At 67.2% G+C, this 20,604-nt stretch carries 22 protein-coding genes and 2 tRNA genes; 13 read left to right on the top strand and 11 right to left on the bottom strand.

Features of this window, described 5'->3' with window-relative positions; genetic code table 11:
• Positions 1–35: 35 nt before the first annotated feature.
• Positions 36–269, top strand: a complete 234-nt coding sequence (locus B3Z70_RS13405) for a hypothetical protein (protein ID WP_292045761.1) — start codon at positions 36–38, stop codon at positions 267–269.
• Between the two features lie 49 nt (positions 270–318).
• On the opposite strand, the gene B3Z70_RS13400 is transcribed toward B3Z70_RS13405, so the two are convergent.
• The 6 genes from B3Z70_RS13400 to rpsF all read right to left on the bottom strand — a co-directional run bounded on the left by B3Z70_RS13400 (position 319) and on the right by rpsF (position 6,786).
• Positions 319–1,809: a replicative DNA helicase gene (locus B3Z70_RS13400; RefSeq protein WP_292022467.1), complete on the bottom strand. Its 1,491-nt coding sequence runs from the start codon at positions 1,807–1,809 to the stop codon at positions 319–321.
• A 128-nt stretch (positions 1,810–1,937) separates the two neighbouring features.
• Complete coding sequence (locus B3Z70_RS13395; protein WP_292022469.1) at positions 1,938–2,303, bottom strand: hypothetical protein; 366 nt, start codon at positions 2,301–2,303, stop codon at positions 1,938–1,940.
• A 156-nt stretch (positions 2,304–2,459) separates the two neighbouring features.
• Positions 2,460–4,910 carry a TonB-dependent receptor plug domain-containing protein gene (locus tag B3Z70_RS13390; protein WP_292022471.1) on the bottom strand — a complete coding sequence of 817 codons (2,451 nt, stop codon included), beginning with the start codon at positions 4,908–4,910 and terminating at the stop codon, positions 2,460–2,462.
• 612 nt (positions 4,911–5,522) lie between these two features.
• Positions 5,523–6,107 carry a 50S ribosomal protein L9 gene (rplI, locus tag B3Z70_RS13385; protein WP_055754943.1) on the bottom strand — a complete coding sequence of 195 codons (585 nt, stop codon included), beginning with the start codon at positions 6,105–6,107 and terminating at the stop codon, positions 5,523–5,525.
• Between the two features lies 1 nt (position 6,108).
• Positions 6,109–6,387 (bottom strand): 30S ribosomal protein S18, encoded by a 279-nt coding sequence (gene rpsR, locus B3Z70_RS13380; protein ID WP_054766014.1) that lies wholly within the window; start codon positions 6,385–6,387, stop codon positions 6,109–6,111.
• Between the two features lie 12 nt (positions 6,388–6,399).
• Positions 6,400–6,786 (bottom strand): 30S ribosomal protein S6, encoded by a 387-nt coding sequence (gene rpsF / locus B3Z70_RS13375; RefSeq protein WP_201100299.1) that lies wholly within the window; start codon positions 6,784–6,786, stop codon positions 6,400–6,402.
• Positions 6,787–7,068: 282 nt separating this feature from the next.
• Here rpsF and B3Z70_RS13370 point away from each other — a divergent pair, with 282 nt between their 5' ends.
• Genes B3Z70_RS13370 through B3Z70_RS13360 form a run of 3 tightly spaced genes read left to right on the top strand, consistent with a single transcriptional unit; the run spans position 7,069 to position 10,054 of the window.
• Positions 7,069–8,661, top strand: a complete 1,593-nt coding sequence (locus B3Z70_RS13370; protein WP_292020576.1) for a carboxyl transferase domain-containing protein — start codon at positions 7,069–7,071, stop codon at positions 8,659–8,661.
• 28 nt (positions 8,662–8,689) lie between these two features.
• Positions 8,690–9,151 (top strand): hypothetical protein, encoded by a 462-nt coding sequence (locus tag B3Z70_RS13365; RefSeq protein WP_292020574.1) that lies wholly within the window; start codon positions 8,690–8,692, stop codon positions 9,149–9,151.
• Positions 9,152–9,154: 3 nt separating this feature from the next.
• Positions 9,155–10,054, top strand: a complete 900-nt coding sequence (locus B3Z70_RS13360; RefSeq protein ID WP_292020572.1) for an enoyl-CoA hydratase-related protein — start codon at positions 9,155–9,157, stop codon at positions 10,052–10,054.
• 90 nt (positions 10,055–10,144) lie between these two features.
• Here B3Z70_RS13360 and B3Z70_RS13355 read toward each other — a convergent pair whose 3' ends face one another.
• Complete coding sequence (locus tag B3Z70_RS13355; RefSeq protein WP_292020570.1) at positions 10,145–10,756, bottom strand: TIGR02466 family protein; 612 nt, start codon at positions 10,754–10,756, stop codon at positions 10,145–10,147.
• A gap of 239 nt (positions 10,757–10,995) precedes the next feature.
• On the opposite strand from B3Z70_RS13355, the gene B3Z70_RS13350 reads away from it, so the two are divergent.
• Both B3Z70_RS13350 and B3Z70_RS13345 read left to right on the top strand, forming a co-directional pair.
• Entirely contained in the window at positions 10,996–12,963 is a 1,968-nt protein-coding gene (locus B3Z70_RS13350) for an acetyl/propionyl/methylcrotonyl-CoA carboxylase subunit alpha (protein ID WP_292020568.1), read from the top strand.
• The gene (locus B3Z70_RS13345; protein WP_292020566.1) at positions 12,960–13,355 is read left to right on the top strand and encodes a hypothetical protein; all 396 of its coding nucleotides are present in this window, start codon (positions 12,960–12,962) and stop codon (positions 13,353–13,355) included. The genes B3Z70_RS13350 and B3Z70_RS13345 overlap by 4 nt, the downstream gene beginning before the upstream one ends.
• Here B3Z70_RS13345 and B3Z70_RS13340 read toward each other — a convergent pair.
• Positions 13,352–13,642 (bottom strand): putative quinol monooxygenase, encoded by a 291-nt coding sequence (locus tag B3Z70_RS13340; RefSeq protein ID WP_292020564.1) that lies wholly within the window; start codon positions 13,640–13,642, stop codon positions 13,352–13,354. The two genes, B3Z70_RS13345 and B3Z70_RS13340, sit on opposite strands and share 4 nt — an antisense overlap.
• 103 nt (positions 13,643–13,745) lie before the next feature.
• Here B3Z70_RS13340 and B3Z70_RS13335 point away from each other — a divergent pair, with 103 nt between their 5' ends.
• From B3Z70_RS13335 to B3Z70_RS13315, 5 genes are all read left to right on the top strand, one after another.
• A complete protein-coding gene (locus B3Z70_RS13335) occupies positions 13,746–14,144 on the top strand; it encodes a DUF1489 family protein (protein ID WP_292045760.1) in 399 nt (132 codons plus the stop codon).
• A gap of 63 nt (positions 14,145–14,207) precedes the next feature.
• A complete protein-coding gene (locus B3Z70_RS13330) occupies positions 14,208–15,566 on the top strand; it encodes an MATE family efflux transporter (protein ID WP_292020561.1) in 1,359 nt (452 codons plus the stop codon).
• 75 nt (positions 15,567–15,641) lie between these two features.
• Positions 15,642–17,345: a methionine--tRNA ligase gene (gene metG / locus B3Z70_RS13325; RefSeq protein ID WP_292020559.1), complete on the top strand. Its 1,704-nt coding sequence runs from the start codon at positions 15,642–15,644 to the stop codon at positions 17,343–17,345.
• Between the two features lie 22 nt (positions 17,346–17,367).
• Positions 17,368–17,715 (top strand): hypothetical protein, encoded by a 348-nt coding sequence (locus tag B3Z70_RS13320; protein WP_292020557.1) that lies wholly within the window; start codon positions 17,368–17,370, stop codon positions 17,713–17,715.
• A gap of 32 nt (positions 17,716–17,747) precedes the next feature.
• Positions 17,748–18,080 carry a 2OG-Fe(II) oxygenase gene (locus tag B3Z70_RS13315; protein WP_292020555.1) on the top strand — a complete coding sequence of 111 codons (333 nt, stop codon included), beginning with the start codon at positions 17,748–17,750 and terminating at the stop codon, positions 18,078–18,080.
• On the opposite strand, the gene B3Z70_RS13310 is transcribed toward B3Z70_RS13315, so the two are convergent.
• From B3Z70_RS13310 to rlmB, 3 genes are read right to left on the bottom strand one after another with little or no spacing between them, the layout of a single operon-like run.
• Positions 18,081–18,419: a rhodanese-like domain-containing protein gene (locus B3Z70_RS13310; RefSeq protein ID WP_292020553.1), complete on the bottom strand. Its 339-nt coding sequence runs from the start codon at positions 18,417–18,419 to the stop codon at positions 18,081–18,083.
• Positions 18,416–19,225 carry a TerC family protein gene (locus B3Z70_RS13305; RefSeq protein ID WP_292020551.1) on the bottom strand — a complete coding sequence of 270 codons (810 nt, stop codon included), beginning with the start codon at positions 19,223–19,225 and terminating at the stop codon, positions 18,416–18,418. Before B3Z70_RS13305 ends, B3Z70_RS13310 begins: the two co-directional genes overlap by 4 nt.
• A gap of 31 nt (positions 19,226–19,256) precedes the next feature.
• On the bottom strand, positions 19,257–20,141 hold the full coding sequence (gene rlmB, locus B3Z70_RS13300) for a 23S rRNA (guanosine(2251)-2'-O)-methyltransferase RlmB (RefSeq protein ID WP_292020548.1): 885 nt from the start codon (positions 20,139–20,141) through the stop codon (positions 19,257–19,259).
• Between the two features lie 148 nt (positions 20,142–20,289).
• Between rlmB and B3Z70_RS13295 the strand changes: the two genes are divergently transcribed.
• Both B3Z70_RS13295 and B3Z70_RS13290 read left to right on the top strand, forming a co-directional pair.
• Positions 20,290–20,373 (top strand) — tRNA-Tyr (locus tag B3Z70_RS13295).
• Between the two features lie 78 nt (positions 20,374–20,451).
• Positions 20,452–20,525 (top strand) — tRNA-Gly (locus B3Z70_RS13290).
• Positions 20,526–20,604 lie beyond the last annotated feature (79 nt).

The raw sequence follows: 20,604 nt of genomic DNA, 5'->3' as shown, positions 1-20,604 counted from the left end.
CTCGCCGCTGTGGCGGGATTTATGGGAGTGAAGCGATGCGGAAGTTCTCATCAACAACGGCGCGCCTGGTCGCAGCGTCGGTGATCGCTGCGGCAGCCCTGGGCGGCTGGTCGACGGCGGGCGCCGGCGCCAGCCAGTCCACCACCTTTTATCAGACACCTCAGCCGTGTCTCCGAGACGGGATCGCCTATTGCACCGCCACCTATCCGGCGGGATCGGACCGGCAGCTTTGCATCGCCGATGTCCGCGCAGCCTGTAACGGCTCCTGAACGCTGCATTGTGCGTCGCCTCGGCTAGCCGGGGCGACGGGCGTGGCCGCTACTCGTAGCTGACTTCTTCATAGCCGTGGGCCAGGTTGCCGAAGCGGACGGTGTCGGCGTCGAAGGCCAGTTTGACGATGCCGATGGGGCCGTGGCGCTGCTTGCCGATGACGACCTCGGCCTGGCCCTGCAGGCGGTCCATGTCCTGCTGCCATTGCAGGTGTTCCTCTGTGCCCTCGCGCGGCTCGGCCCGGCCCAGGTAGTAGCTTTCGCGATAGACGAACATCACGCAGTCGGCGTCCTGTTCGATCGAGCCGGATTCGCGTAGGTCGGACAGTTGCGGCCGCTTGTCCTCGCGCTGTTCGACCTGACGCGACAGCTGCGACAGGGCGATGATCGGCACCGACAGCTCCTTGGCCAGGGCCTTCAGTCCGCCGGTGATTTCGGAGACTTCCTGCACTCGGTTCTTCTGGCTGCCGCCGTCGCCGGTCGTGACCAGTTGCAGATAGTCGACGATGATCAGGTCCAGCCCATGCTCCATCCGCTTCAGCCGGCGCGCGCGGGCGGCCAGCTTGGAGATGGACAGGCCGCCGGTGGCGTCGATGTAGAGGGGGCTTTCGCCGATCTCGACCGCCGCGTCGCGCAGCTTGCCGAAGTCCGAGGCGTCGATTTCGCCCTTGCGCAGCTTGTCCGACGACACGCCGGACGCATCGGCCAGGATACGCATGGCCAGCTGTTCGGCGCTCATTTCCAGCGAATAGAAGGCGACGACGCCGCCGTTCACGGTCTTGCGCCCCTCCGGCGTCGGCTCCCACTGATAGGCGCGGGCCACGTTGAAGGCCATGTTGGTGGCAAGAGCCGTCTTGCCCATCGACGGACGCCCGGCCAGGATCAGAAGGTCGGACGGGTGCAGGCCGCCCAGCTTGCGGTCCAGATCGTTCAGTCCGGTGGCCAGACCCGCCAGCTTGCCTTCGCGCTGATAGGCCTCGGCCGCCATCTGCACGGCGCCGGACAGGGCGTGCGAGAAGCTGACGAAGCCCGACGACGGCTTGCCCGTCTCGGCCAGGGAATACAGGGTCTGTTCGGCCTGTTCGATCTGCTCGTCGGCGGGCGTCTCCGGGTTGGGCGCCTCCTTGATGATCTCGCCGCCGATGCGGATCAGGTCGCGGCGCAGGGCCAGGTCATAGACGACGCGGGCATAGTCGGGCGCATTGGCGGCGGGCGGGGCGCGGTCCACCAGGTCGGCCAGGTAGCGCAGGCCGCCGAACTCCTGGAAGGCGGGGTCCTGTTTGAACCGCTCCATCAGAATGGTCGGTTCGGCCAGCATCCCCTGGCGGATGTGGTCCTCGATCGCGTCGTACAGCCGCTGGTGGAAGGGCTCGTAGAAATGCGAACCGCGCAGACGGTCGCTCAGCCGTTCGAACACGGCGTTGTCGAACATCAGGGAGCCCAGCAGCGCCTGCTCCGCCTCCAGATTGTGCGGCATGGCGTTGACGCCGCCGGAGTCCATGGGCGAGGACGAGAAGGGCATGGGGGCGAAGGCGTTCATCGATTAACGCTTTAGCCCTCTCACGCGCCTGCGTCAGACGGGGACGCCGCCTGCGCCGTGGACAGATCGTCCGGGCTGGGGACGAACCGGAATTCCTCAATCGGATTTCGTCGGCAGATGGTCGGCCGTCATCGACAGGGATATTCCGACGCCATCCATTCCCGCATCGCCTGGGTCACGCTGATGCTTCGCCGCGCGGGCGGAATGGCGTTGAAACGGTTCAGGATCTGGTCTGGCGAGAACCCGACCTTTTCGGGCATGCAGGTGGCGGGGGTTCGGCCGGCCGCCGTGGCTGCGGCCTGCTCGGCGCGTACGGTTCGAGAGGCGCTGCGGAATTCGGCCATCAGCCGGCGGGTGTCGGGGCGCAGCAGGGCCGTTGGATTCTGCGGAATGGCGTTGGCGGTCGTCAGGAACTCCTGCACCGTCATGGACTGCGCCGCGCCAGCCAATAGAGAAAGCGCCAATGCGCCCGCCGCGATGGTTCTGATCTTCATGTCTGTCCCCTCAGGCAATCGAGGACGAAGCTTCGCCGTTCATCTGTGGCGTAACTGCGGCGGGATTGGCGGGGGCGTCTCAAGCTTTCGTAATGGCGCAAAAGAAGGGCGCTCCGAAGAGCGCCCTTTGCCGTCCGATCGTTCAGTCTCGCGCGATCACCACTTCAGCGCGATGCGGCCGTAAACGAACCGCCCGTTGAAGCCGTAGGGCGAGAAGTTGGAGAAGGGGAAGGCGCCCGAGGTGTTGTTGGCCCGCTGGATCTGGCGCGGATATTCGTCCAGCACATTGTCCGCGCCGACCGCGAGGGTCAGGCGGTCGTTCAGGGCGTAGCGGGCCTCGACATCGACGACCAGGCCGACGCCCAGTTGCAGGTCCGTGGCCTCGGTCGCGCCCGGCGCCAGGACGTCGCCATAGCCGGTGGCGCGGAAGGTGCCGCCCAGCTTGCCGCGCGTCCAGTCTGTCTGGAACACGGTCTTCCACGGCGGTGTGCCTTCTTCGAAGCGCAGGGTGGCCTGGCGCGCGAACAGGGACACGGGCGTCGGCAGGATGCCCGAACGGGTCTGCGGCGTCTTGGTCACGTCGAAGTCGTTGACGTTGGCCGCCAGGGTGAAGTCCAGCGAGCCGACGTCGGACAGCACCCGGTAACGCGCGACCACGTCAAGCCCGGTCGTCTCGGTATCGACGCCGTTGATGAAGAAGCGGGCGGCGGTGGCGCCGTAGGGTTGCAGCAGGTCGAAGATGGCGCGGGCGTTGCTACCCGCCGCCGCCGTGGCGCTGCCGGTCAGGGTTTCGGACAGGATGATCCGATCCTTGATGTCGATGCGATAGGCGTCGGCCGTCAGCTCGAACGCGCCTTTGCGATAGACCAGACCCAGCGAATAGTTGGTCGAGGTCTCGGCCTCCAGCGGCGTGCCGCCCAGGGCCACGCCCACCGGGCTGACGGATGGGAAGGTGCCCGTCTCGTACGGAACATTGTTGATGTAGAGGATGGACGTCTGGGTGAAATACTGCTGTTGCAGGCTGGGCGCCCGGAAGCCGGTCGAGACCGCGCCGCGCACCGCAAACGACGGCGTGAAGTCGTAGCGGGCCGCGATCTTGCCCGAGACATTGTCGCCGAAGTCGGAATAGTCCTCGTAACGGACCGCCGCCGAAGCGGTGAAGTTCTCGAACAGTTCGCCTTCCAGATCCAGATAGACGCCGACGTTGTTGCGGTCCTTGTCGACCACATTGGCGGGGGTGAAGCCGGTGAAGCCGCGCGAGCCCCAGTTCAGGTCCGTGCCGCCGATGTTGAGGAAGGTCCCGCGCTGGTAGGAGCCCGGCTCGCCGGCGCCGATCTGATAGGATTCACGACGCGCCTCCAGGCCGAAGGCGACGTTCAGCGGGCCGTACAGGCCGACGTCGTAGCCACGGCTGGCGTCGATGCCGAAGACCAGTTGATCGTAGTCCAGCGACCCGGCGTAGAACTTGGTCGGCGAGGTCGGGCCAAGCGACGGGTTCAGGGTGTTCTCGGCATCGAACCTGATCTCGTTCTTGCCGTAGCCGAGGTTGATGTCGATGTCGAAACCGCCCGCCTGACCCTTCAGGCCGCCGGTCGCCGTCCAGTCCGTCGTGTCGGTCAGGATGTAGGGCAGATAGCCGTTGGGATAGACGCGGCCCGAGGCGTAGGCCGGGTTCTGGGCGTTGTCGGTCGGCGTGCGGTAGAAGGCGGCCGCCGAGGCGTCGCGGGTCTGATAGCCGACCCAGCCATAGGCCTCCCAACCGGCGCCCAGCGGCTTACCGGCGTTCAGATAGATGGCCAGATCCTGGGACTCCGGGTCGCCCTGGCCGCCGCGCACCTCGGCCGGGGTGAAGCGCGGGTCGATGTCGCTGCGGTTGGTGCGGGCGCGGTCGCGGTATTCGACCGAGGCGGTCAGGAAGCCGTCCGAGCCCAGGCCGAAGCCCTGCCAGCCCGCGACCGTCAGGGCCTCGCCGTCGCTGATGTCCTTGCCGCCGCCGTAGAAGCCGGTGAAGTCGGTCAGATAGCCGCCGTAGGTCACGCTGGCGCCGCCGCCGCTGGAAGCCTGGCGCAGGCGCAGGTTCAGCACGCCGGCGATGGCGTCCGATCCGTATTGGGCCGCGGCCCCGTCACGCAGCACCTCGATCCGTTCGATGGCGGTGGAGGGGATGGCGTTCAGATCGACGGCGGCGGATCCGCGTCCGACCGAGCCGTTGGTGTTGACCAGGGCCGTGGCGTGACGGCGGACGCCGTTGACCAGCACCAGGGTCTGATCCGGCCCCTGACCGCGCAGGGTCGCCGGGCGGATCGAGTCGGTGCCGTCGGTCGCCGAGGGGCGGGGGAAGTTCAGGGCCGGGACGCTGGCGGCCAGCTGGGTGGCCAGTTCGGTCGAGCCGCGCTGCTGCAGGGCCTCGGCCGTGACGACGTCGACGGGCGCGACGGAATCGAGGCGCGAACGGCCCGCGACGCGGGTGCCGGTGACGACGATGTCGTCGACATTGTCAGCCTGGGGCTGTTGCTGGGCCAGGGCGGGCGTGGCGGTGATCAGGGCGAAGGCCGAAGCCGTGATCAGCAGGGCGGAGGCGGAAGTCTGTAAGGTCGGGCGGCGCATCGAGAGAGTGTCCTGTTATTGGTCTTGGCGCGTAAGCTGGTGAGGGACGGCCTGGAGGCGACATCGGGCGTGCGGCTGCAGAAAAACTGCACGAGGACGTGGCTTGGACATTCGGAATTCCCCCGGACGGCAAGCGCGCCGCCCAATGTTCATGGCCATATCGGGGCGGATATGGGGCGGGTCAATCGGGCCGCCTTGCCATGTTTGCTGGTCGGATGGTTCAGAAAATCTAATCCCTGAAGCCGGGCGTTGAGGAGGTCGATATGCGGCCGACGACGTGTTGAACATGGCGAAATATCCGGCGACCTCCAAGCCTGTGTCCAACGACGCGCCCCGTTCTGCTCAGCGATCAAGCCAAGCGCCCGCAAGCAAAAAATTACCGTTCGGATCGTTCGTCACTGTCGTTGACGAAGGTGTCGTTCGCAAAGACGTGGCGTCAAGGTCATTTCGTGCGTGGCGCGGCGTTGGGACCGTGAGCGGCGAACGGTGTTGTAAACTTGTCATGCACCGCCCGCGCAGGATCTGGCGTGGCGCGCGCAGCAAAAAGGGCGCGTTCCTTGCGGAACGCGCCCCTGATGTCTTCACCGATCCGGCCCGAAGGCCGGGCAGGGATCAGGCTTCGTCGCCGAAGCCTTCCTGTTGACCGGCGCCGCCTTCGATCAGCTCCTGGGCCGATTGCTCGGCGGCCTGGCGCTCATCGTCGAACTGGCTGCGGATCACGTCCTCGCCCTTGGCTTGGCGCTCGGCCTCGTCCATCGAGCGGGCGATGTTGATCTTGACCGTGGCGCGGACCTCGGCGTGCAGGCGGACCGGCACTTCGTGGACGCCCAGGCTCTTGATCGCCGTGTTCAGGACGACCTGCGAGCGCTCGACCTTGCCGCCTTCGGCCTGGATGGCCTCGGCGACGTCGCGGCCTGCGACCGAACCGTACAGGTGCCCGGTTTCACCGGCCTGACGGATCATGACGTAGGTCTGGCCGTCGATCTTGTCGGCGACCTTCTGTGCGTCGGCCTTGTTCTTCTCGTTGCGCTGCTCGATGGCGGCGCGGTCGAGTTCGAACGCCTTCAGGTTCGCGGCGGTGGCCCGGCGGGCCTTGTCGCGCGGCAGAAGGAAGTTACGGGCGAAGCCGTCCTTGACGGACACGACGTCGCCGATGGCGCCGAGATTCTCGACGCGTTCCAGCAGAACGACCTTCATCTTACTTCACCACGTACGGCAGGAGGGCCAGATAGCGGGCGCGCTTGATGGCCTTGGCCAGTTCGCGCTGCTTCTTCTGGGAGACGGCGGTGATGCGCGAAGGCACGATCTTGCCGCGTTCGGAGACGTAACGCTGCAGCAGCTTGACGTCCTTGTAGTCGATCTTCGGCGCATTGGCGCCCGAGAACGGGCAGACCTTGCGGCGGCGATAGAAGGGGCGGCGGCCGGCCGAGCCGGAGCCGGCCGGGGCGCCCGGGGTCGGGGCGGTGGTGTCGGTCATGTTCCGGGTTCCTTATTCGGCGTCGGCGGCGGCGTCTTCGCGCGGGGTGCGCTCGCGCTCACGCTCGCGTTCACGCTCGCGGCGGGCCAGCAGCGGCGACAGTTCCAGGTCGAGTTCCTCGACGCGGACGGTCAGCCAGCGCAGCACGTCTTCGTTGATGCCCAGCTGACGCTCGACTTCGGCCATGGCGGCCGGAGGGGCGTCGACGGCCAGCAGCGAATAGTGAGCCTTGCGGTTCTTCTTCACGCGGTACGTCAGGTTGCGCAGACCCCAGTATTCGATCTTGGCGACCGAGCCGCCACCGGCGACGATCAGATCCTTGATGGTGTCATTCAGCGCTTCGGCCTGCTGCGCCGAGATGTCTTGGCGCGTCATGACCGTGTGCTCGTAAAGAGCCATGCGGTAGTCTCCCTTGTGGGCGTCGGCGCGGAAACGACCGGGTAAGTCGATCTCCACGATGGCTCCTGGCGTGGCGGCCGGACCGAACGTCCAACCCTTTGGTGCTCCACGTCAGGACCGAAGCCCTGGAAAGGCGGGGCCTATAGGGGAAAAGGCCGCCACTGGCAAGGATGGCGGGACGTGCGGGTGAAAAGTGCTAGTGAGCGAGAGGTTAGCCAGTCGAGTTCGCCGCTCACCCCTTGCTCACTAGCACTTTTCACCCAGCCCGCCTAAACCAGCCTCATGCCGAAGCTGACGTCAGCGGTCGATCCGCAAAGCCAAAAGTACAAGTCCCTGCACGCCCACAACAGCGCCCTGGTCGCCGAACTGCGCGACCATGTGGCCAAGGCCGCGCGCGGCGGTTCCGACAAGTCGCGCGAGCGCCATGTGGCGCGGGGCAAGCTGTTGCCGCGCGACCGGGTCGAGCGGCTGCTGGACCCCGGCTCGCCCTTCCTGGAGATCGGGCAGCTGGCCGCCCACGGCATGTATGACGGCGAGGCGCCGGCGGCGGGCGTCATCGCCGGGATCGGCCGGGTTTCGGGCCGAGAGGTCATGATCGTCTGCAACGATCCGACGGTGAAGGGCGGCGCCTATTTCCCCATGACGGTGAAGAAGCACCTGCGCGCCCAGGAAATCGCCGAGCAGAACCGCCTGCCGTGCGTCTATCTGGTGGATTCCGGCGGGGCCAATCTGCCGCACCAGGCCGAGGTGTTTCCCGACCGCGATCATTTCGGCCGCATCTTCTTCAACCAGGCTCGGATGAGCGCCAAGGGCATCGCCCAGATCGCCTGCGTCATGGGCCTGTCGACCGCCGGCGGGGCCTATGTTCCCGCCATGTCGGACGAGACGATCATCGTTCGAAACCAGGGCGCCATCTTCTTGGCCGGTCCGCCGCTGGTGAAGGCGGCCACGGGCGAGGTTATCTCGGCCGAGGAGCTGGGCGGTGCCGAAACCCACGGCCGCCGCTCGGGCGTGGTCGATCATGTGGCCGAAAACGACGAACACGCGCTGGAGATCGTGCGCTCCATCGTCGCCAATCTGAACACCACCAAGGCGGTCGAGATGGATGTGCGCGAACCGCACGCGCCGGCCTTCGACGCGGACGAACTGTACGGCCTGATCCCCGACGACGTGCGGGCGCCCTATGATGTGCGCGAGGTCATCGCCCGGCTGGTGGACGGGTCGGAGTTCGACGAGTTCAAGACGCTTTACGGCTCGACCCTGGTCTGCGGTTTCGCGCGCATCTGGGGCTATCCGGTCGCCATACTGGCCAACAACGGCGTGATCTTTTCCGAGAGCGCGCAGAAGGGCGCGCACTTCATCGAGCTGGCCTGCAAGCGCAAAATCCCGCTGCTGTTCCTGCAGAACATCTCGGGCTTCATGGTCGGCGGCAAATACGAGGCGGGCGGCATCGCCAAGGACGGGGCCAAGCTGGTGACGGCCGTCGCCAGCGCAGAAGTTCCTAAGTTCACCGTCCTGATCGGCGGCAGCTTCGGCGCGGGGAACTATGGCATGTGCGGCCGGGCCTATTCGCCGCGCTTCCTGTTCACCTGGCCCAACAGCCGGATCGGGGTCATGGGCGGGGAACAGGCCGCCAGCGTCCTGGCCACCGTCCACCGCGACGCCGAGACCTGGAGCGCGGAGGACGCCGAGGCCTTCAAGGCGCCCATCCGTCAGAAGTACGAGGACGAGGGCAATCCCTATTACGCCACCGCCCGCCTGTGGGACGACGGCGTCATCGACCCGGCCCAGACCCGCGACGTGCTGGGCCTGGCCATCAGCGCCAGCCTGAACGCCCCGATCCCGGAGACGACGTTCGGCCTGTTCAGGATGTGAGCCGAGCGTCGTGGTGCAGAAATCTCCGATGAAACGTGCGTCCATCCTGTTCATGGCGGGAACCCTTGCAGCCTCGATGCTGGTCCTCGCATCTTGTGATCGGGACGATCAGAAGCCGGCGGCGCAACGCGCCCCTCAGGCGCCGTCGCCGAGCGTCGCCCCAACGGTTTCCGAGGCCATCACGACCGCCGTGCCGCAAGCCTTTCGCGGCGTCTGGGCGTCCGATCTCGATGAATGCGCGGCCGAGGACAGCACGGGCAAGATGAGCCTGACCATCGGCGCCGAGAGCATCACCTACTCGGAAACCTCTGACGCTGTGATCGCGGTCAACGAAATCACGCCCGAGAGCGTTAGGCTGACGGTCGATCACGACAACGACGGGGATGTCCGTCGTCTTGAACGCACCCTGACGCTGTCGCACGACCGGCAGACGCTCAGCTTCAACTATGGCGACGATCCCCACGTCGTCATCCGCTGCCCGCAAGGATAGATCATGGCCGAAACGCCCACCGAAGCCGACCTGAACGCCCTGGACGTCACCGACGCCGAGGCGGCCGAGATCAACAGCATCGCCCAGCCGCTGGTGCCTGACGCCGCGCCTGACGCCGACGACGATCTGGTGCAGATCGATTCGACCACCGACGGCGTGGTCTTTGTCACCATCAACCGTCCGGCCAAGAAGAACGCCTTCGACGCCGCCACCATCGCCGCCCTGCACGAGGCGTTCGAGACGCTGCACGGCGCGGACCGGGTGCGGGCCGTCTTCATTCGCGGAGCGGGCGGCACCTTCAGCGCCGGCGCCGATCTGAACTGGATGCGCGACGCCGCCGGATGGTCAGAAAGCGACAACCGCGACGACGCCATGGGCCTGGCCAAGATGCTGAAGGCGCTGCACGACATCCCCGCCCTGACGGTGGCGGTGGTCGAGGGCAACGCCATGGGCGGGGGCGCGGGCATCGTCGCCGCCTGCGACATGGCCGTGGCGGTAGAGGGCGCGCGCTTCGCCTTTTCCGAGGTCAAGCTGGGTCTGATTCCGGCGACCATCGCCCCCTATGTGATCGAGGCGGTCGGCGCGCGCCGCGCCCGCCAGCTGTTCCTGACCGCCAACGCCTTCGACGCCGACTACGCCGCCCATGCCGGCCTGATCGATCTGGTGCTGCCCGAGGGGTCGGTGGACGAGTTCATCGCCATGCTCAGCGACAGCCTGACCAACAATGCGCCCGGCGCGATGGGCGAGGCCAAGCGTCTGGTCAACGACATCGCCCACCACAAGATCGACTCGGGCCTGCTGGACGAAACCGCCAAACGCATCGCCCGCGCCCGCGTGTCGGACGAAGGCCGCGAGGGCGTGCTGGCCTTCCTGGAAAAGCGCAAGGCCAGCTGGACGGTGTGATCCTCTTCCGCCGTCATTCCGGGGCGTTCGAAGGACGAGCCCGGAATCCAGGAGGCGTTCTCGGGCGCATGAAGAGGTCGGCCGTTCCGTTCAGGCGTAGTTGAAGCTGATCGAAATGCGGTCGGCCTTGGCCTGGTTGGTCGGCACCTCGTGCCGCAGCCAGCTTTCCCACATCAGGACCGTGCCCGCCTTCGGATGCAGATAGACGAACGGGCGCTCGGCCTCGGGCGCGTCGTCGGTGACGCTGGGGCGCGCCATCATGAAGGGCAGTCGGGGGTCTTCGATCTTCAGCGACGAGGCGCCGTCCGGGATGTCGATATAGACGGTCCCCGACAGGAAGGCGTGGGGGTGGATGTGTCCGGTATGGCCGCCGCCGGGCTTAAGGATATTGACCCATAGGTTGTCCAGGCGGGGTTTGCGCGCCAGGTCGAAGTTCAGGGCCTTGGCGTAGGCGACGGCGTGACGGTCCAGATGCCGTTTCAGTTCCGCGAACTCGGGGAAACGCTGGGGCAGGTCGTTGAGCGAAGCATAGGAGGTGTAGCCGCGATAGGCGTTGTCGCGACACCAGCGGCGACCGGCCGCGTCCTCCTCGGCCATCATGCGGACGACGTCGATCAGTTGTTCGTTGAAGTCGGCCCAACCCCGACCCTCGGCGAGGGAGGCTTCATAGACCTGGGTGACGAAGAGGGGGCGCAGGGACATGGAGAGCGGGATAGCGGGTCGGGAGCGAGACGGGAACTCTCCCTCCCCAAAATGGGGAGGGTGGTCGCGCAAGCGACCGGGCGGGGGCGGCCCTTCAACGACGCAATGGCTTGATGCAGAACAGATCGGTGAGACGTCGCCTGGCCGCCCCCACCCGACCTCGCTCCGCTCGGCCACCCTCCCCGAACGGGGAGGGAGAAGCTCTCGCCTGACGCGCACGATCCGGCTAAGACCGCTTCATGTTCAAGTCCGTCCTTGTCGCCAATCGCGGCGAAATCGCCTGCCGCGTCTTCCGCACCGCCAAGCGGATGGGGATTCGCACCATCGCCGTCTATTCCGAGGCCGACGCCCATGCCCTGCATGTGCGCGAGGCCGATGAGGCCGTGCTGATCGGCCCGGCGGCGGCGCGCGAAAGCTATCTGGACGGCGCCAAGGTGCTGGCGGCGGCCAGGGCGACGGGGGCGGAGGCGATCCACCCCGGCTATGGTTTCCTCTCGGAAAACGCCGAGTTCGCGGAGGCCGTCACGGCGGCTGGCCTGATCTGGATCGGGCCGGACCCGTCCTCGATCCGGGCCATGGGTCTGAAGGACGCGGCCAAGGATTTGATGATCCAGGCCGATGTGCCGGTGACGCCCGGCTATCAGGGGGCGGACCAGTCGGAGGACACGCTGACGGCCGAGGCGGCGCGGATCGGCTATCCGGTGCTGATCAAGGCGGTCGCCGGCGGCGGCGGCAAGGGGATGAAGCGGGTCGACGACCCCGCCGACTTCGCCGCCGGTCTGGCCAGCGCCAAGCGTGAGGGAGCGGCGGCTTTCGGCGACGACCGGGTTCTGATCGAACGCTACATCACCCGCCCGCGCCACATCGAGGTGCAGGTGTTCGGGGACAAGCACGGCAATGTCGTCCACCTGTACGAGCGCGACTGTTCCCTGCAACGCCGCCACCAGAAGGTGATCGAGGAAGCCCCCGCGCCGGGCATGAGCGAGGCCGTGCGCGCCGCCGTGACCGGGGCGGCGATCAAGGCGGCCAAGGCCGTGAACTATGTCGGGGCCGGAACCATCGAATTCATCGCCGACGCCTCCGACGGGCTGAAGGCGGACGGCGTCTGGTTCATGGAGATGAACACCCGGCTTCAGGTCGAACACCCTGTGACCGAGAGCGTGACCGGCGTCGATCTGGTCGAATGGCAATTCCGCGTCGCGGCGGGCGAGCCGATCCCGCTGAAACAGGATCAGATCAAGCTGAACGGCTGGGCCATGGAGGCGCGGCTGTATGCCGAGGACCCCGCGAACGGCTTTTTGCCCTCCATCGGCAGGCTGGACCATTTCGTCATGCCGGAGGGCATCCGCGTCGATACCGGCGTGGAGCAGGGCGGCGAGGTCAGCCAGTTCTACGACCCGATGATCGCCAAGCTGATCGTGCACGAGGACACGCGCGAGGCGGCGGCGGCGCGTCTGGCCGAGGCGGCCGGCGAGGTCGAGGTCTGGCCGGTCAAGGCCAACGCCGGCTTCCTGAAGCGCTGCCTGGAGCATCCGCGCTTCGTCGCGGGCGATGTGGATACCGGCTTCATCGCGGCGGAGGAGGCGGACCTCCGGCCGCAGCCGTCGAATGAAGCGACGCTGGCGGCCCTGACGCTGATCGCGGAGGCGGCGGCCGAGCAGGTCGATACACAGGCGGACCGATTCAGTCCCTGGGGCGGTCATCCGGGGCTGTCGTACGGCGTCCGGCTGAATGCGGCGCCGCAGACGACCGCTTATGCTCAGATCGACGGCGTTGCGGTGTCGGCTTCCGTGGCGCCCGTCGAAACCGGATGGCGCGGTTCAGAAGGCGCGATGGCTCAGGTCGGATTCGATCAGGTCCAGGCGGGTGATCGGCTGTTCGGTTATCAAACCCTGGACGACGGTTTCGTGCTGTTCGTCGATGGGGAGGCGCGTCGGGTCACGCGACATCGGGCCGTGGTGGGCGCAGGGGCAGGGGCGGCGTCGGATGGCTCGTTGCGCGCGCCCATGCCGGGCAAGATCGTCGCGACGCCGGTCAAGGCGGGCGACGCCGTCGCTAAGGGACAGCCTGTCGTCGTGCTGGAAGCCATGAAGATGGAACACGCCCTGACCGCTCCGTTCGACGGGGTGGTGGAAAGCGTGTCCGCCTCGGTCGGGGATCAGGTCGTGGACGGCTTCGAACTGGCGCGTATCAAGAGCGAGGCGTGATCGTGGTTTCGGGAGCTCTGGCCGCGATGGCCATGACGGCCAGCCTGATGGGTGAGCCGGGAATGCAGACCGTCCGCGTCGAGCCGGACGACCTGGCGGACCTGCAATGCATCGTGACGCTGATGGAAGGGATCGGTGAAGACGAGGCGCAGAACCCGTCGCTCATGCCCGCCCTGAACTATTTCATGGGCAAGATCGCCGGTCGCGGACGGTTCGAACGGTGGGACAAGGTTGTGGTCGCCTATCGCGCGGGTCTGGACCAGACAGGTCGCGACAAGGTGGTCGCGGACCATGACGCGCGTTGTCTGATGGAAGGGCTGGCTCCGACCGCAGCCTTTACTCAGATTGTCATGACCGACCTCGCGGCGGCCATCGCCGCCTCGCCGGACTAAAGCCCCACGCCGCCCAGCGGCCGGGTGAAGATGGTGTCGCCGAAGGTGGCGATCAGGGCCAGAGCCGGACGCAGGGCACCGCTTTGGCGGATATCGGCCGACCAGGCGTCGTGCGTGGCCTGATCCATCCAGACCTCGGTGACCCAAAGGGCGTCGGCGTCGTTCAGATCGTGGGCCAGCACATAGCTGTGGCAGCCCGGTCGCCTGACGGCGGGGTCGAGCAGGCACAGGCTCAGTTCGTCGCGGCGACCGGGATGGGCCGTCAGGCGGGTGATCAATCCGTACATGCTGGTCCCGTGACGCGCGGAGGAGAAAGAGCGCGCCACCAAGCCTAGCGGCCGGTAGATTAAGAATCTGGCCAATGCGCCCAAGGGCCATTAGGTGGGCGCCATGTCGCTGAACATCATCAAGCTGGGCGTGGGCGTGCCGGACGTCGAATGGCTGGAGACCCGCGCCGCCAAGGGCGGGCCGCTGGTGGTCCATACGCGCATGACGCCGAAACGGGCGGCCGAGGTCGAGGACGGCGGGTCGTTGTACTGGGTGGTCAAGGGCGTCATCGTCTGTCGCCAGCCCGTGCTGGACATCGCCACCCTGGGCGAGGGCAAGGAAAGCCGCTGCGAGATCACGCTGGCGCCCAAGGTGTTCCGCACGGCGCCGATGGCGCGGCGACCCTTCCAGGGCTGGCGCTATTTCGACGCCAAGGACGCGCCGCCGGACATGACCGAACTGGACGCGGGCGAGGCGCCGGAAGAGCTGGTGCGGCAACTGCGCGAACTGGGCGCCTGGTAACCAGACACCCCAATCCGATTGGGTGTTGACCCCGGCGGGCGCGCATGGCCTGTGCCGGTTCCCATGATCAATATCAGCGCCGCCACCCGTTCCACGCTCAAAGAACTGACCACCCTGGCGTGGCCGGTGGTGCTGGCGCGTCTGGGCATCATGACCATGGGCCTGACCGACGCCATCGTGGTCGGCCACTACGCCAGCCGCGAACTGGCGTTCCACTCCCTGGCCTGGGCGCCGTCGTCGGTGGTGCTGACCACGGCGGTCGGGCTGATGATGGGGGTTCAGGTCATGACCGCCCGCCTGCGGGGCGAGGGGCGCGGCGACGAGGTCGGCGCCGTCCTGCGCCGGGGCATGGTCTATGCGCTTCAGATCGGGATTGTCTCCATGATCGGCCTGATGCTGCTGGGGCCGTTCGGTCTGATGCACATGGGTCTGGAGGACGGGCTGGGCGAGGGCGCATCGCCCGTGCTGATGGTCTTCGCCCTGTCGATGCCGGCCTATCTGATTTCGGTGGCGGCCCAGTTCTTCCTCGAGGGGCTGCATAGGCCCAAGGCGGGCATGGTCGCCATGTGGGTGGCCAATGCGGTCAATCTGGCGCTGAACATCGTCTTGGTGCCGGACATGCTGGGGCTGGGCGTGGACGGGGCGATCGCCTCGGCCTGGGCGACGTTCGGCGCGCGGACGGCGCTGGCGGTGTTTCTGGTCGTCTTCATCCTGCGTCTGCCGGAAGCGCGGGCCTGGGGCCTGTTCGCCAAGCCGAAGCGTGACCGTTCGGTCGAGGTGGAGCAGATCCGGGTGGGCATAGGCGCGGGATCGTCCAACTTCATCGAGGTCGGGGCCTTCGCCGCCATGACCCTGTTCGCCGGTCAGCTGGGCGCGGCCGAGACGGCCAGCTGGGCCGTGGTCATCAATGTGTCCGCCATCGTCTTCATGGTGCCGATGGGCCTGTCGTCGGCCACGGCGGTGCTGGTGGGCCGGGCCTATGGCGCGGGCGACCGGCCGGGCGTGATGCGCAGCGGCCTGTTGGGCATCGCCGTGGTGACGGTTCTGGCCTTCATCATCGCCGTCGGCCTGTGGCTGGCCGCGCGGCCGGTGGTCAGCGCCTATACGACCGACCCCGCCATCCTGGCCATCGCCGCGCCCGCCCTGGTTCTGGCGACCCTGTTCTTCGTCGCCGACGCCCAGCAGGTGGTCGCCGCCCAGGCCAACCGCGCGGCGGGCGACGTCGTCTGGCCCACGCTGATGCACCTGCTGTCCTATGGCATCATCATGATCCCGCTGGGCTGGTGGCTGGCGCACCGGACGGGCGTCGACGGCCTGGTCTGGTCCGTGATCGTCGCCAGCCTGATTTCCGGCGTGCTGCTGACCGGGCGGTTCCTGCGCGTGGCGCGGCGGGCGCCGGTAGTGAAGGCGGCGGGTTTCTGAGCGCGCCACGTCAAAGGTGACGTTTCGGTTTCGTCCCTCTATATCCGTGCGCTCCCCCCGAACTCCTGGACGATCATGGCCCGCATCCTCATCACCTCGGCGCTGCCCTACATCAACGGCATCAAGCACCTGGGGAATCTGGCGGGGTCGATGCTGCCGGCCGACGTCTGGGCGCGGTTCAAGCGGGCGCAAGGGGATGAGGTGCTCTACATCTGCGCCACCGACGAGCACGGCACGCCGGCCGAGCTGGCCGCCGCCGCCGCCGGTCAGGACGTGCGGACCTATTGCGACGAGCAGCACGAGATTCAGAAGGCGGCGGGCCAGGCGTTCGGCCTCAGCTACGACTGGTTCGGCCGGTCGTCGAACCCGCAGAACCATCGCCTGACCCAGCATTTCGCCGAGGCGCTGGAGAAGAACGGCCTGATCGAGGAGCGGGTGGATCGGATGATCTACTCCATCGACGACGCCCGCTTCCTGCCCGACCGCTATGTCGAGGGGACGTGCCCCCATTGCGGCCATGTCGGCGCGCGCGGGGATCAGTGCGACAACTGCGGGCGGTTGCTGGACCCGACCGACCTGATCGATCCCTATTCGTCGGTGTCGGGGTCGCGGAACCTGGAGGTGCGCGACACGCGCCATCTCTATCTGCTGCAGACGAAGATCGAGCCGGAAATCCGCGCCTGGGTCGACGGCAAGAGCGGCTGGCAGACCCTGGCCAAGTCCATCGCCTACAAGCATCTGGACGAGGGACTGATCGACCGGGGCATCACGCGCGACCTGGCCTGGGGCGTGCCGGTGACCAAGGACGGCTTCCCGCGTCCCGGCATGGAGGACAAGGTCTTCTACGTCTGGTTCGACGCCCCCATCGAATATATCGGCGCGACCGAGGAGTGGGCCGAGGCGACCGGAAACAGCTGGCGCGACTGGTGGCGTCTGGACGAGGGGGCGGAGGATGTCCGCTATGTCCAGTTCATGGGCAAGGACAACGTCGCCTTCCACACCGTGTCGTTCCCGGCGACCATCATCGGCTCGGGCGAGCCGTGGAAGACGGTGGACCAGCTGAAGGCCTTCAACTGGCTGAACTGGTACGGCGGGAAATTCTCGACCAGCCAGAAGCGCGGCGTCTTCATGGACCAGGCGCTGGAGTTGCTGCCGGCCGACTATTGGCGCTGGCGTCTGACGGCCTATGGGCCCGAACACGCGGATTCGGCCTTTACCTGGGAGGATTTCCAGGCCTCGACCAACAAGGACCTGGCCGATGTGCTGGGCAATTTCGTCAACCGGATCGTCAAGTTCGCCGAGTCGAAGTTCGACGGCGTGGTGCCCGAGGGCGGCGAGGCCGGTCCGGTCGAGGCCAGGCTGGAGGCCGACATCAGGGCGGCCGTGGCCGAGGCGACCGAACAGTTCGAGGCGATGGAATTCAGGAAGGCCGCCGTCGCCATCCGCGCCGCCTGGGTGCTGGGCAACGAATATCTGCAGGTCGCGGCGCCCTGGACGGCGTTGAAGACCGACCGCGACCAGGCGGCGGTGGGGGTGCGGACGGGGCTGAACCTGGTCGCCCTGTTCGCGCGTCTGGCCGCGCCGATCCTGCCCTTCACGGCGCCCAAGATCGCGGCCTCCGTGGGCGTGGACGATCTGAGCTGGCCGGGCTCGGACGAGGATCTGCTGAACGTCCTGCCGGTCGGCGGCAAGGTCGAGGCCCAGGGCGTGCTGTTCGCCAAGATCGAGGACGCCCAGGTGGCGGAATGGTCCGAACGGTTCGGCGGGGCGGACGCCTGATCGCGCGGGCAGGGGACGGCGCATGACACTGAAGCTGGCGCCGCTGAACGAGACGCAACGCGCGGCGATCCGCGAACGCCTGCACCGGACTGGGCGCGCCCAGGTCGACGGCGTGCTGGCCCACCGCGACGCCCTGGCCCTGAACCAGGCGGCGGCGGGCGCCGAATACAATATCGTCACGCGGCGCGGGTCGGGTCATGTCGATCTGCCGGCGGCCTGGCTGGCGTCGTTGAGCCCGGATCAGAAGACGGCGCTGGGACATGCGGTTCAGACCTCGGCCCGCGACGACTTCCAGTATCTTTACGACAACCACCGATCTATGACCTGGTTCAGGCGGGGCAAGCGGCGCCGATCTGGACCGATCTGCTGACCTTTTTGAATGGCGAGGCGTTTCTCGAACTGATGCGTGATGTGACGGGCGAACCGCGCATCGCGATGGCCGACGCCCAGCTGACGCGGTTTCGGGCCGGCCATTTCCTGACCGAGCATGACGATCACGCCGAGGGCAAGAACCGCTTCTTCGCCTATGTGCTGAACCTGACGCCGGCGTGGCGGATCGAATGGGGCGGGCTGCTGGCCTTCCACGGGGCGGACGGCAATGTGGCCGAGGCCTTCACCCCGCGCTTCAATACGCTGAACCTGCTGAAGGTGCCGTCGCCGCATTCGGTGACGCAGGTGGCGCTGTCGGCGGGGGCGGACAGGCTTTCGGTCACCGGCTGGCTGCGCGGCCGCTGATCAGGCCGGTTCGGCGAACACCACCGGAAGGCCCGCGGCGTGCCAGGCCTGGATGCCGCCGGTCAGGTTGAACAGGGGCTGGCCGTCCGGTCCGGCAGGGCCGACGAAGGCGCAGACCTGATGGCTGCGTCCGCCCTTCAGGCACTGGACGATGATCTTCTTGTCGGCGGGCAGGTCCAGCGCCTCCCAGGCGGCGGGCATCTGGCTGAGCGGGGCCAGGATGGCGCCGTCGATGCGGGCGGCGGCGAACTCGTCCGCCTCGCGCACGTCGATCAGCACGGCCTCGCCCGCCTGCAGCCAGGCGGCGGCCTCTTCCACCGTCACCGTGGCGACCGTCATCGCGCGGGCGTCCCGGGCTGGGCCGGCGCATGGACGGGGCTGTCCGCGCTGCGCTTCTGGCCCAGGTGTTTGGCGGCTTCTTCCGGCCCGATCTCAAGGAAGGCGGGGGCCGAGGCGTTGAACTCGTCTATATTGCCGGTGCGGACCACGACCTGGCGCGCGCCGTCCCAGATCATGTGCAGGGCGACATACAGCACCACGACCAGGCCGATGTAGCCGATCCAGCTGAAGCGATGCAGCAGCTTGGCGATATAGGTGGCGGCCACCCCCATCAGGGCGATCGACAGGATCAGGCCGAAGACCATGATCCACGGATGTTCGTGCGCCGCGCCGGCGACGGCCAGCACATTGTCCAGCGACATGGTGATGTCGGCGACCATGATCTGGATCAGGGCGGCGCCGAAGCTCTTGCGCTTGACGCCCAGCTCCTCGGGCGAGGGGCCCGTGCCATGCTCGATGCTCATGGCCAGCTGAAGCTCGGCCTCCGCCTCGGCCTGGTCGTGGGTCGCCTGCTCGCGCAGTTCGCGCCACATCTTCCAGCAGACCCACAGCAGCAGAAGGCCGCCCGCCAGCAGCAGCCCCACCAGGGCCAGAAGCTGGACGGTGATCAGCGCAAAGCCGATGCGCATGACGACGGCGGCGGCCAGACCGATCAGAATGGCCTTCTTGCGCTGGTCCTGGGGCAGGGCGGCGGCGGCCAGGCCCACGGCGACGGCGTTGTCGCCGGCCAGGACCAGATCCATCAGCAGGACCTGGCCCAGGGCCGCGGCCTGGCTGGCGAGTTCGGGAGACGAGAGGAATTCCATGTCCGCTCTCTAACGCCGGTGCGACCTTCTGTCAGCCGCGTTGCGCGCGCGCCGCCTCATAAAGCGCCACGGCGGCGGCGTTCGACACGTTCAGGCTCTCGAAACCGCCGGGCATGGGGATTTTGGCCAGGACGTCGCAGTGTTCGGCCACCAGCCGGCGGATGCCGTCGCCCTCCGACCCCATGACCAGGACGGTCGGCTGCGAATCAAGCGCCTCTTCCAGCGTCTGTTCGCCCGACCCGTCCAGGCCCACGGCCCTCCAGCCCAGATCGGCCAGACGCTCCAGCGCGCGTGACAGGTTCGTCACCCGCGCATGGGGCAGACGCTCGGTCGCGCCGACCGCCGCCTTGGCCAGGGCGCCGGCCAGGGCCGGGGCGTGGCGATCCTGCACGATGATACCCCGCGCGCCGAAGGCCAGGGCCGAGCGGAAGATGGCGCCGACATTCTGGGGGTCGGTCAGCTGGTCCAGCATGACGATCACGCCCTCAGCCGGATCGGCCAACTCGTCCAGCGTCACGCCTTCCAGCGGCTGAACCTTGAACACCATGCCCTGGTGCACCGCGCCTGCGGGCAGCATCCGGGTCAGGGCCTGATTGTCCATGACCTCGATCTTGTGGCCGTGGTTCAGCCGGCCGTCCTCGATCTCCTGCGCGCGGTCGGCGGTGACGATCAGACGACCCGTTCCCCGACGCGAGGGATTCGCCAGGGCGGCCAGAACCGGGTGGCGGCCCCACAGATAATTATCGGCGTCCGACTTGCCCCGGTCGGCGGATCGGGGCTGCCGAGGCGTATCTTCGCGCGCGGCAAACCCTTGCGCGGCGGGCTTTTGCGCCTTGTCGCGCGGTCCTCCGGGCCGGTTTCCGAAGACCTGTTTTTTACCGCTTTTACGGTCGTTGCGTTCTGATTTCGACGACACTATAAGACGCCCTCCGATTTGGAGCCCCAAGGGCTTTCGGGTCTGGGCGCCCCCTCTACTGCAGAGGAGGCGACAAGCCGAAGGCTTTTGTTTCGTCCCGCATCTTTATGGGCGGAACGAGGGGTCCGGCGGTTCGACAAGGCGCGCTGGGGGAATGTCCCGAGTGGCAAAGGGGGGGGACTGTAAATCCCCTGCGTAAGCTTCGAAGGTTCGAGTCCTTCTTCCCCCACCACGCGCCTTCGAACACGACGGATCAGGACGCCGGAGAGGATCGGCTGCGGCGTTCCCCAAGAACTTCCGCAGTCTCCGCGCGGGTATAGCACAATGGTAGTGCAGCAGCCTTCCAAGCTGAGGATGTCGGTTCGATCCCGTCTACCCGCTCCAGGTTTTTTCAGCACAGCGCCCCTCCGCTGACGGACCAGGGCCTCGAGGAGTTTTGGCCATGGCCAAGGAAAAGTTCGAA

The sequence above is a fragment of the Brevundimonas sp. UBA6550 genome, from assembly GCF_002434505.1.
GTDB lineage: Bacteria > Pseudomonadota > Alphaproteobacteria > Caulobacterales > Caulobacteraceae > Brevundimonas.
Note: the sequence above shows the minus strand (reverse complement) of the source record. Positions and strands in the feature narration are given on the sequence as shown.